The sequence below is a fragment of the Clostridium caldaquaticum genome (assembly GCF_023806125.1).
Classification (GTDB): Bacteria; Bacillota; Clostridia; order Clostridiales; family Clostridiaceae; genus Clostridium_AT; species Clostridium_AT caldaquaticum.
The window spans coordinates 1-12,113 of sequence record NZ_JAMSKT010000034.1 but is presented as its reverse complement, the minus strand read 5'-3'; the positions used below and the strand labels follow the sequence as shown (position 1 = coordinate 12,113).

The window sequence follows — 12,113 nt, the reverse complement described above, 5'->3', positions numbered from 1 at the left end:
TTAATTTATAAAAGAAAACATAAATTAAAACACTTAATTGATTAATATACAGCTGCCAGTTATTATAATAATATACTTTATATGAAATAATTAAGAACCATCCCTGATTTTACTAGTTTCCTTGTTTATAAATTCTCTAAAAGGTAAAATAGTATTAAAAGTAGTTTAGAAATATTTTTTATGTTTTGGAGGAGAATTTAAAATGAAGTATGATAAGTTAGTGAGAGATCTTATACCAGACGTTATTAAAGCTACTGGGAAAAACTGCGACTATGAAATTGCATCAAAGGAAGAACATTTAGAACTTTTAGTTAAAAAGCTTGATGAAGAAGTAGGGGAATTTAAGGTTGATAATAGTTTAGAAGAGCTTGCAGATATTATGGAAGTGTTATTTGGGTTAGCAGACAATTTAGGTTATAGTGAAGAGGACCTTCTTCAAAAAAGACAGCAAAAGAAAAGCGAACGTGGTGGTTTTAAAGAAGGAATTGTTTTAAAGGAAGTTAAATAAGGTGATTTTTATATAAGTAAAAGCTGTACGATTTGTATAGCTTTTTCATTAGGTACTTTTTTATAGGATGCTGATATGTGAGTTAAGTAAATAAGGAATGAGGTGAATGAATTGACGAAGATTAGTGGTAATATGGAAATAGTTATAAGTGAAAAGAATGCTGTCGTGCATCATATAAACTCTATTGAAACTAAGGCAATAGAGGAAAATATCAATGTAAATGCAATTACAGGAGATAGAAACTATCTTTTATATAGATTGAAAGAAGCCTTTAGTAAAGCTAAGAGAGTGGATATAATAGTTTCATTCCTCATGGAAAGTGGAGTTAAGATAATAAAAAAAGAGCTTGAAAGTTTACTTAAGAGAAATGTTGAGATAAATATCTTAACTGGAAACTACCTTAACATAACTGAGCCTGGAGCGCTTTATCTATTGAAGGATATTTTGGGTGATAAGGTAAGATTAAAATTTTATAATGTTGAAAATAAATCATTTCATCCAAAGGCGTATTTTTTTCATTATGAAAATGGTGAAGCGGAAGTTTTCGTTGGGTCTTCTAATCTTTCAAGATCAGCATTGACTAAGGGAATTGAGTGGAATTATAGGCTGAGGGAAAGTTCAAATGAAGCTGACTTTAAGTTTTTTTATAATACATATAGGGATCTGTTTGATAATCATTCCATAGAAGTAACTGAAGAGGTTATGAAAAATTATTCTAAGACTTGGAAGGCTACTAAAATCTTTAAGCAAACTATGATATCAAATGAAGAGGATAAATATGGGAAGATTGAGGGGAATAATAATGTCTTGGAACTATTTGAACCAAGAGGAGCGCAAATAGAGGCTTTATATGCTCTGAAGAAGGCTAGAGATGAGGGCTTGGATAAGGTAATTATAATTGCAGCTACAGGTATAGGTAAAACTTATCTTTCTGCCTTTGATTCTAAGGATTATAATAGAATACTATTTGTAGCTCATAGAGAAGAAATCTTGAAACAAGCTGCAACTAGCTTTAGAAATGTAAGAGGAAATGATAGCATAGGATTTTTCTACTCAACTAATAAAGAAACAGATAAGGAAGTTATATTTGCATTAGTTCAAACATTAGGAAAAGAAGAGTATTTAAATGAAAATTATTTTGCCTCAGATGCTTTTGATTATATTGTGGTAGATGAATTTCATCATGCAGTAGCTGGAAACTATAAAAGGATAATGGATTATTTTAAACCTAAGTTCTTATTAGGATTAACTGCAACTCCTGAAAGATTAGATAACAAGGATGTATTTGCCCTTTGTGATTATAATGTTGTATATGAAATAAGGCTTAAGGAAGCTATAAACAAAGATCTTTTAGTCCCTTTTAGATATTATGGCATATATGATGAAACAGTTAATTATCAAGAAATAGACTTTAAAAATGGTAAGTATGATGCAGCTAAACTAGAAGAAGCATTAATGATAAATAGAAGAGCAGATCTTATATTAAAGCATTATTTAAAGCATAATTCTAAGGTAGCAATGGGCTTTTGCGCTTCCAAAAATCATGCAGAGTACATGGCTAAGTATTTTAATGAAAATAATGTTCCAGCAGCTGCAGTGTATAGCAGTGTGAATGGAGATTATTCTATTGAAAGAGAAGAGGCTTTAAGTAAGCTTAACAAAGGAGAAATTAAAATAATTTTCTCTGTAGATATGTTCAATGAGGGGTTAGATGTACCAGCAATTGATCTGGTGATGTTCTTAAGACCTACAGAATCGCCAACAGTATTTCTGCAGCAGCTTGGTAGAGGTCTTAGAAAATATAGAGATAAAAAATATCTAATAGTGCTAGACTTCATCGGTAACTTTAAAAAGGCTAATTTGGTGCCATTCTTATTAAGCTCTAAGCAATATGATAAGACCGAAAGCAAAAATAGAAATCCACAGCAATTTGAATATCCAGAGGATTGTATTGTAGATTTTGATTTTCAGCTAATTGATATATTCAAAAAGATGGCTGAGAAAGAAATGAGTATAAAGGATCTTGTGAAGGAAGAGTTCTATAGGATTAGGGAAGACTTAGGCCACAGACCTTCTAGGGTCGAATTTATTACCTACATCGATGATGATATTTATTTCAATGTAAAGGATAAAAAAGCATTAAATCCTTTCAAAGATTATTTATCATATCTTAATGACTTAGGGGAGCTTAATGAAGAAGAGTTGAGTTGGTTTAACTCTAGAGGCAGTGATTTTATTAAAATGGTAGAAAATACCATAATGTCAAAAACTTATAAAATGCCATTGTTATTAGCTTTCTATAATAATGGGAATATGAAGCTAAAGATTAATGAAGAGGATATTTATAAGAGTTTTAAGGACTTTTATAGTAAAGGCTCTAATAAGGTGGATATGCTAAAGGATAAAAATACTAGGGACTTTGAGAGCTGGAATTCAAAAGAATATAATGATCTTGCAAAGAAAAATCCAAGAGCTGCATTATTAAAAACTCATAGAGAATTCTTCTATAATGATAATGAGAAGATCTGTATTATGTCTGATATAGAGCGTTTTACTGATATCCAAAGTTTTGTGGATCATTTTAAGGATAGTGTTGAGTATAGGGTTATGGAGTATTATAAGAATAGAGGGGAAAAATAAATATCTATATTAATATATAATTAAAATTTGTTTTAGTATCATTGGAATAAATTAAAAAGATATTAAACTACAGAGAAAAGCACTATCTTCAGAGAAGGATGCTTTTTTATTTTCTCATTGTGTGCGCCACGCCATTAGGGACAGTTCTTAAATATTCCGTATAGAATAACAATTGTTATTTATAGTAAAAATATCAACAAAACAAACTAAAGAATTGATATTGAAGAATGTAAAACATGCCAGGAAAACTTCAAATATTTAATTTGTTAATAAGGCACTATTGTGACTTAACATACAAAGATATATGTAGAATAATAGGAAGGGTTACATTATCAATGAAGATATAGGCGTTGAACTTATTGAAAAAGATGAGCGGTATAAAAATATAATGGAAGATTTTTTGAAGTATAAAGTTGTATAGTTATAGTAGAAGCAAAGATAATTAAATTTTAAAAAAAGTGTAAAAGAAAAATTTGTTTTTAATATACTAAAAGTGGACAAGCAGCTTAAAAATGCGAAAGAAACATACAAAATCTTTTGCGTTTAATTTATAAAAGAAAACATAAATTAAAACACTTAATTGATTAATATACTTAATTGATTAATATACAGCTGCCAGTTATTATAATAATATACTTTATATGAAATAATTAAGAACCGTCCCTAATCTTTGGCGGATGGGTGCTTTTTATTTTTTGTTTTGAATAAGATTAATAATTAAATTAAAAGGAGGTACAAGCAAATGTACAGTTTTAAGAATGATTATAGTGAGGGTGCTCATCCAAGAATACTAAATGCACTAATAGAATCTAATCTTGAGCAAGTTGATGGATATGGAGAGGATAAGTATACAGTTAGAGCCGTTGAATTGTTAAAAAAGCTAATTGGGTTAAACAATATTGATATTCATTTTTTTGCAGGAGGTACTCAGACTAATCTTACTGCAATTTCAGCTTTTTTAAGACCACATGAAGCAGCTATTTCAGCAAATTCAGGTCATATTTTTGTTCACGAAACTGGAGCTATAGAAGCTACAGGTCACAAAGTAATTTCCGTTGAAGTCAATGATGGAAAACTTAATACAAAGCATATAAAAGATGTAATAGATAATCATACTGATGAGCATATGGTAAAGCCTAAGTTGGTTTATATTTCCAACCCTACAGAAATAGGATCCATATATAGAAAGGATGAACTTGAGCAATTAAGCAGCTATTGCAGGAATAATAACTTAATTCTTTTTATAGATGGAGCAAGACTGGGTTCAGCTCTAAGTTCAGATGAAAATGATCTACAGCTTTCAGATCTTGGCAGATTAGCAGATGCTTTTTATATCGGTGGAACAAAAAATGGAGCATTACTTGGTGAAGCTTTAGTTATATGCAAAGAGTCGTTAAAAAGAGATTTTAGATTTAATATGAAGCAAAGAGGTGCACTGCTTGCTAAAGGAAGGCTTATGGGTGTACAGTTTTACGAATTATTTAAGGATAATCTTTACTTTGATATTGCAAGACATGCAAATGAAATGGCTAAGCTGCTTAGCGACAATATCAGAATAATGGGGTTTAAGTTTTTAATTGATTCAAAAACAAATCAGATATTTCCTATTTTACCTAATAGGATAATTGAGAAATTACAAGAAAAGTACTCATTTTATGTATGGTCAAAAACTGACGATAACAATTCTGTTATTAGGCTTGTTACATCTTGGGCTACTAGACAAGATGCAATTTTAGCTTTCATTCAAGATTTAAAGAATTTTAATGATTAGAGAAACACTTTTATGAAAATATACAGAAATACTTTATTAATTATAAAAAAAAGACAATGTTTATGATATTTTGTAAGCGTGAAAAAATTTTTGTATTAACTGCTCATTTATCCTTTTTTAAGGAAGGCTTCTGCCTTTGTCATTTCCTATTTAAGCCTGCCTACAGCCAGAAGCCTTCATCAAAATGCAGTCACAGATATATCATATTTTTTACATCTGTACTTTTATAAAGGGTATCTGTATATATCTAGGCGTCTATTTTTTTACGCTTACAATTATATTCTCCATACATAAGTTTATAGATTAACAATGTTAATTCTTTAATATCGTATGAGCAATCATTGTTAATCCAACAATTAACTAATTCCAGGTGTCCTCCTATCATAAAAGCTATATTATAAATTATGTCTGAATTTTGAGAGGTTTGAAATATGTGTTCTGGGAAAAAGGCTTGTTTTACCATTTTACGACATCGAATTTTAAATGTTTGGTCTCCATATGGTCCCCACAAGATTTTTGAAATTTCTTTGTGATCACGAAGATAAAGCATTACCTTTAAAATAATCGGATGTGGTTCAGTTAAGTAATGACTATTAGGTGGATAAGACCAAAAGTTATTTGCGATTGACTTTAATTCATCAAAAAAAGTATCCTCGATATCTTGAAGTACAGAGAAAACTGAATCGTAATATAGATAGAAGGTACTTCGGCTTATGTTTATAGATTCAACAAGATGATTGACTTTTATTGTATGGATATCTTGTTGTTTCATCTTTTCAAGAAGCTGTTGTTGAATTTGTGCTTTTGCATTTTTCATATATAAACTCCTTTCAATAGGAGAAAATATTTTATGAATTTAGCTATATTATATATAAATTATATAACAAAATTAGCAAATAATTTATATAAAATAATAATTTTAAATAGACACTTTAAAAGAAAGTGTCTATTTTTTTATGTATAAATTAAGGATGAGTGTTCTGTTAAAAAAGTAAACGTTTTGAGAAAATTAAGAAAATAGTTAATAAAAATAAAAAGAAAGGGAGCTGTTTTTATGAATCAAACAAAGTTAAATAAGTATAGCAGAAGTGTCTCTATCATTGGTGTAGGATGCACACCTTTTATGTATACAGTAGATAATCCTGAGACAAATGGTCTGACAGAAGGGGAGCTGTTTGGATATGCGGCATTAAAGGCCATGGAGGATGCAGGAATTACGCCGAAGGATGTAGACTATTATTTTCATGGGGAAGCAAGCCCGTTAAATTCATCTAACTATATTACTCCTAATATACAGGTGGCAAACTGGTTTGGAATGAAAGGAAAAGGTTCTATTCATCATTCTGAAGCATGTTGTACAGGATATCTTGCTTTGGAGCAGGCTGTAAACGCAGTAGCATCTGGAAAATATAATTGTGTTTTATCTGGATGTGTAGAATTTGGAGATAGTGTGGCTGTACCAACACATCCGTATAATCGTGAAAAGATGCCAATGGAAAAGTTTTTGGAAACAACAGCTTGGATTTATGATAGAGCATATACCCGTAGTCTTATTGCAGGACCAGCACTGATTTTTGATGATGCTGCAGAATATTATAAGAGAACAAATAATTTAACTGATGCGCAGATGGATGATATTTTGAACCATATGGCAATAAATAATCGTCGAAATGCTGCTAAAAATCCGTTGGCAATTATGAGAAAAGAATATGCAGAAATTGCAAAAGAAGCAGGTTTTGATGATGTTATGGCATTTATGAAGTCTCCATACAATCCAAAGATGGGAGATTACTTACGTGTTAGTGGAATGGAACTTAAGTGTGATGGAGCAGCAGCAGTGATTGTATGTGCAACTGATATGGTGTCTCAGTTTACAAAGAATAAACCAATTGAAGTAATTGGTATAGGTAGTTCAGCTCTTGAAGCAAGTACTCCTCATCTTGAGATTAAAGCAACAAAAGAAGCTGTTCGTCAGGTATATGAATTAACAGGAGTGAAACCAGAAGAATTAGATTTATTCTTTGCCAATGACTTTATCATTACATCTCATCTTATTTCAGCGGAAATTGCAGGATATTTACCAAAAGGTGAAGGATGGAAGTATGTGAGTGATGGGCGTACTGCATATGATGGAGATAAGCCAATTAATACAAATGGAGGAAGAACTTCATTTGGACATGCACATTCTGCATCCGGTTTAGCCGACCTTTATGAAGCAGTAATGCAAATGAGGGGACTATGTGGTGAAAGACAAGTTAAAAAATTGCCTAAGACAACAATGCTTCGTGGATATGGCGGAAGTCAGAACGTAACAGCTACTATTATCAGAACATTAGATTAATTAGGAGGAGTTGATAACATGAGTATTAAGTTAGAACGAGTAGTAAAAACATTTTATGATAATTTAGAGCAAGGCAAGATAACAGGACGTAAGTGTAAGAGTTGCGGAGCTGTTGAGTTTCCACCTGTCTATGCATGCAACTCATGTGGAAGTACAGATACTGAATGGGTGGAGTTAAGCGGAAAAGGTAAGCTGAAATCTATAATTATGCCATCAGTACTTTCGTCAAGACCAGATTACAATTCCTTTGCGCCATATGCTTTTGGTGATGTAGAGATTGAGGAAGGTGCAAGCATAAATGCTCTTGTTCGTGGAATAACGAAGAAAAATAGATCCGAGTTGTTAGAAAAATTGCCAGTGTCAGTTCGTGCTGAGATTGTACAGAGAGATGGATATAAGACAGTAATATTTTCATTAGAAGAAGGAGAAAAGTAAATCATGGATAGAAAGAGTTTAGAAGAAAAAATTATTGAATGTGTAAGCATTTCATATAGCAAAGATAAAAGTGAATTATCTGTTGATACAAGAATAAAAGAAGATTTAGGTGGAGCATCAATCCTTATGGTTGGATTAGTTTCTTTAATTGAAAATGAATTAGATGTTCTAATTCAGCTTCCAGATGCAGCCGCTGCAAAGACAATCGGAGAAATTGTAGACAAAGTAGAAGCATTGATGTAGCAGAAAGGAATTATCGATGAGTGTGTTAGAGCAGATTTATAAAAAAGCAAAACTGAATCCTCAGAGAGTAGTATTTCCAGAAGCAGAAAATGAAAAGATGATGCAGGCAGCTTATGAAACAGGGAAGGAAGGATATATTGTTCCCATTCTTGTTGGTGATGCAGAGGCATTAAAGGTATTAAGCAAAGAGCGTGGATATGACAATAGCGTATTTCAATTTATTGATATTCATAATGAAGAATATAAAAATAAATTGATTCAAGACTATGTAGCACAGCCAGGCAGATTTTTAAAAGAAAAAGCACTGGGACGCAGGATGGAAAATCCACTGTATTTTGCAATGGTTATGCAGGCAGTAAATGAAGCTGAAGTAACGTTTGCTGGAATTAATTACACAACCGAAGATGTTTTGATGGCAGGACAGATGATTATTGGAATGCAACCTGGAATCAGCACTATTTCAAGCATAGGACTTTGTGATATTCCTGGATTTATGGGGAGTGAAGGAAACCTTTTAGCTGTTGGAGATAGTGCGGTATGTACTAATCCAAATGAGGAGCAATTAGCTAGCATTGCAATTTCTGCATGTGATACTGTGAAGGCTTTGCTTGAATGGGAGCCAAGATGTGCTATGGTAAGTTACTCAACTCTTGGTAGTGGACAAGGAGAATTAATTGATAAAGTCGCAAAAGCCGTGAAAATAGCAAATGAGAGGCGTCCTGATCTTGCTATTGATGGAGAATTTCAGTTTGACTCAGCAATTTCACCATTAGTTGCTGAGAAGAAAGTAAAACGTCAAAGTAAAGTAGCTGGAAAAGCTAACATAATTATTTGGCCAGACCTGAACGTTGGAAATATTGGAGTTAAGATAATTCAGCAAATTGGACATGCAAATGCATATGGTCCAATACTGCAAGGTTTTAATCAAGTGGTGTGTGATTGTTCAAGAAGTGCACCTGTATCTGAAATTAAGGGAAATATTGTAATCAGTGCAGTAAGAGCAGCAGGAATGAAAACTAATTAATAGAGGATTTTTATTAAGAAACACAAGATTTAGCTAGAATGACAGGAATGAAAGGGGTACATAGGATTATACATCATGATTTATCAGATTGAAAATGCATTGGTTAAGTGGCAGCTGAAGCAGTTAGAGTATTAGGTGAAGAAGAATTAAAAAAGTATACTAGTAACCCAATTTGGAAAGGTTTTGATTTCTTTGATTAGGAGATAAAAATGGTTAAAGGTATTGGAATTGACACTACAGATATTAATGAAGTAGATAGACTTCTTAAGATAAGAGGAGATGCTTTTTTGGATAAAGTTTTTACAAAAAAAGAAATAGAAGCATCTTTAAAAGTACCGAATCAAACGGAATTTCTTGCTACACGATTTGCCGCAAAAGAAGCAGTTTTTAAGGCAGTCGCACATCTTACAAAATCAAAGAGTTTCGATTTTAGGATTGTGGAGACATTAAATGAAGCAGATGGAAGACCATATGTTAATATGGAAGGAGAACTTAAGAAAATTTTAATTGACGCTGGGGTTAATAACATACTAATATCATTAACAACAGAATGTAATTTTGCAACTGCATTTGTTATAGCTCAAGTTATTGATTAAAATTAATAATGCGGTTTCTTTTTTAATTATAATGATTAATATAAATAAGATTTAGTATTTTAGTTAAATACTTATGTAACAATCATAATAAATGTGATGTTATATAGGTATTAATTTTTTGGGGTAAAACAAAAATAAATGAAGTAAGAAAAATAAAAATATTAGGAAGTTTGGTTGTAAGCGTCAAGAAATTTCAGTATTCACTGACTATTTGTCCTATGATAAAATAAATCCAGTAGAGTAAGCTGCAAAGATTTTTACAATATTTACTGTATATAATTAAAATCACATTTAAGAGAGTATATGTTAAAGTAATAAAAATATACATTGTGTAAATGTATCATATACAGTTACTGTAAGAACTTTAACTTCGGAAGGTATATTTTTTATAATGTTTTATTGGCATAAGTGTTGAGAATATTTTTTAATACAAGTATAATGGTTAATGGGAAGCAGGTGATGACTATGGCAATAAAGGAATTAATTGACTTGCAGTTAACCATGTTTTTGATGGTAATAACAGGCTTGATTCTTAAAAAATTAAATGTAATTTCACAAAGCGGAAAGGAAAGTCTGACGAATTTAGTTATATATGTATTATTGCCCTGCAATATAATTAAATCATTTATGATTACTTTTGATAAAAACATTTTAATGAATTTTGGAGTGATGTTAGTTATATCTATATTCATACAGTTTATGTGCTCTTTTCTGGGAAAGATTTTATATGTTAAATGTGAGCCTGAGCAGAGAAAAGTGCTGCAATATGGAACAGTATGTTCTAATGCTGGTTTTTTAGGAAATCCTATTGCAGAAAGTGTTTTTGGAATGATGGGACTTTTGTATGCTTCTATATTTTTAATTCCTCAGCGTATTGTTATGTGGTCTGCCGGGGTAGCCACATTTACTGAATCACCAGATAGTAAGACATTGATAAAAAGGGTACTTACACACCCTTGTATTGTAGCTGTTTTTATCGGATTGCTGTTTATGTTTGCTAAGGTGCACCTTCCAGTGTTTTTGGACAACCCTCTTAAAAGTTTCAGCACCAGTAGTACAGCACTTTCTATGGTAGTAATTGGAACAATCCTAGCGGATGTAGATTTTAAGACATTATTTAATAAAACAGTTCTATATTACACAGTATTAAGGCTTTTTGTACTGCCCCTTATAGTTTGGATTGTATGTATGATATTTAAAATCAATTCTCTTGTAACAGGAGTTGCAGTTATATTAACAGCTATGCCAGCTGGAACTACAACGGGAATATTAGCTGCTAAATATGATGGGGATTATTTATTTGCTTCTCAGTGTATTATCTTTTCTACACTTGTTTCAGTTGTTTCAATTCCAATTTGGAGTTTTTTATTAAAATAGAACAGAAAAGATACAAAAATCAAATTAAATGCACAATAATACACAAAAAGCGTGAGGTTAGCAGCATTTATTTGCCGCTTGCTCCACGCTTTTTATAATGACATATTGACTATTTTTTGAAATTGATTTTTTTGGTTTACAATCATAATCGGTTTGATTTTCTGAATATCTTTAAAGAACTTTAACATTAGACCTGCAGTTGTCTGTTGAGCCATTACGAGAACTATTGAAGTAATTTTATAAAACCTTATATGCCGATTTTTCTCATGTGAATATTTATTATAAGTATTTATTGCTTTTTTGCTGTTTAAATCAATATAATGGTGTAAAGAATTTAGATAAATTCCACCTTTATTAATTTTAAACTCATCATGATGTTTATGGACTCTGATTACCCATTTTTCATAACCTCTATGATTATTTAATAAATTAACATTAGCATGCTGAGGAACTGTTAAATCCTGAAGTAAGTGAGCAGTTGCACCTAAATAAAACATTGCATTTCTTATATGGCCATGAAAGTACTCATTTAATGCTCCAGTATAGTAAAGCATGCATTCTTTTTTTGCATTACTGTTACCGTATAATCCTTTGCTCGTGTAAGGGTTGTAAAAATGATTGCTGCTTTTTAAATCCTGATCAGCCCAAACCACTCCTGCATTTATATCGTTTATATATGAAGACATAAGTTTATAAGCTTCTATGTGTCCATCGTTTTTTAATATTACTAAAGATTGATTGTTTATAAATTTATGAACTTTACATTCAGTTTTCATTATTCTTTTTTTCACTGGATTAACAGCTTTTAGTATATTCTTAAACATAAACGAATAAGATTTCTCTAGTGCATGCATAATTATCATCCTTATAAATATATTTAATTTCATAAATTATTTTAAGCATATTTTAAACTATTATCCATATATGTTACTGGTAAAATTGAATAATAAAAACTGCAATCTTACTAATATATTATTTTGGAGTGGCTGTGAAAAATATTTTATTATCAAAATTAAAATTCGAACTAAAAATACCCAGTTTGGTCGAACAAACATTGATTGAAATATAACTTTAAAAGCAATCGAGTAGGAGCTGAATAATTATTTTATTCAGCGTCCTCTCACACCACCGTGCGTACCGTTCGGTACACGGCGGTTCAATAGAAATTAATGTGCACA

The 12,113-nt window shown here is 31.2% G+C and carries 11 protein-coding genes; 9 read left to right on the top strand and 2 right to left on the bottom strand.

The genetic code is table 11. The annotated features are described in order from the left end of the window. Positions 1-202 precede the first annotated feature (202 nt). From M2651_RS14075 to M2651_RS14065, 3 genes are all read left to right on the top strand, one after another. Entirely contained in the window at positions 203-508 is a 306-nt protein-coding gene (locus M2651_RS14075) for a nucleoside triphosphate pyrophosphohydrolase (protein WP_252132974.1), read from the top strand. A 132-nt stretch (positions 509-640) separates the two neighbouring features. Then, the gene (locus M2651_RS14070) at positions 641-3,148 is read left to right on the top strand and encodes a DEAD/DEAH box helicase family protein (protein ID WP_434062155.1); all 2,508 of its coding nucleotides are present in this window, start codon (positions 641-643) and stop codon (positions 3,146-3,148) included. Positions 3,149-3,890: 742 nt separating this feature from the next. Then, positions 3,891-4,919: a threonine aldolase family protein gene (locus M2651_RS14065; RefSeq protein WP_252132972.1), complete on the top strand. Its 1,029-nt coding sequence runs from the start codon at positions 3,891-3,893 to the stop codon at positions 4,917-4,919. 247 nt (positions 4,920-5,166) lie between these two features. Here M2651_RS14065 and M2651_RS14060 read toward each other — a convergent pair whose 3' ends face one another. Continuing rightward, on the bottom strand, positions 5,167-5,736 hold the full coding sequence (locus tag M2651_RS14060; RefSeq protein WP_252132971.1) for a TetR-like C-terminal domain-containing protein: 570 nt from the start codon (positions 5,734-5,736) through the stop codon (positions 5,167-5,169). A 237-nt stretch (positions 5,737-5,973) separates the two neighbouring features. Here M2651_RS14060 and M2651_RS14055 point away from each other — a divergent pair, with 237 nt between their 5' ends. The 6 genes from M2651_RS14055 to M2651_RS14030 all read left to right on the top strand — a co-directional run bounded on the left by M2651_RS14055 (position 5,974) and on the right by M2651_RS14030 (position 10,935). Next, positions 5,974-7,260, top strand: coding sequence for a thiolase family protein (locus M2651_RS14055; protein ID WP_252132970.1), 1,287 nt, complete (start codon positions 5,974-5,976; stop codon positions 7,258-7,260). An 18-nt stretch (positions 7,261-7,278) separates the two neighbouring features. Continuing rightward, complete coding sequence (locus M2651_RS14050) at positions 7,279-7,695, top strand: Zn-ribbon domain-containing OB-fold protein (protein WP_252132969.1); 417 nt, start codon at positions 7,279-7,281, stop codon at positions 7,693-7,695. A 3-nt stretch (positions 7,696-7,698) separates the two neighbouring features. Next, complete coding sequence (locus tag M2651_RS14045) at positions 7,699-7,938, top strand: acyl carrier protein (RefSeq protein ID WP_252132968.1); 240 nt, start codon at positions 7,699-7,701, stop codon at positions 7,936-7,938. 16 nt (positions 7,939-7,954) lie between these two features. After that, positions 7,955-8,962, top strand: a complete 1,008-nt coding sequence (locus M2651_RS14040; RefSeq protein WP_252132967.1) for a phosphate acyltransferase — start codon at positions 7,955-7,957, stop codon at positions 8,960-8,962. Positions 8,963-9,171: 209 nt separating this feature from the next. Then, positions 9,172-9,558 (top strand): holo-ACP synthase, encoded by a 387-nt coding sequence (acpS, locus tag M2651_RS14035; protein ID WP_252132966.1) that lies wholly within the window; start codon positions 9,172-9,174, stop codon positions 9,556-9,558. Between the two features lie 465 nt (positions 9,559-10,023). Beyond that, positions 10,024-10,935 (top strand): AEC family transporter, encoded by a 912-nt coding sequence (locus M2651_RS14030; RefSeq protein ID WP_252132965.1) that lies wholly within the window; start codon positions 10,024-10,026, stop codon positions 10,933-10,935. A 92-nt stretch (positions 10,936-11,027) separates the two neighbouring features. Here the strand turns inward: M2651_RS14030 and M2651_RS14025 are convergent, their stop codons facing one another. Next, positions 11,028-11,789, bottom strand: coding sequence for a zinc dependent phospholipase C family protein (locus tag M2651_RS14025; protein WP_252132964.1), 762 nt, complete (start codon positions 11,787-11,789; stop codon positions 11,028-11,030). Positions 11,790-12,113: the final 324 nt, after the last annotated feature.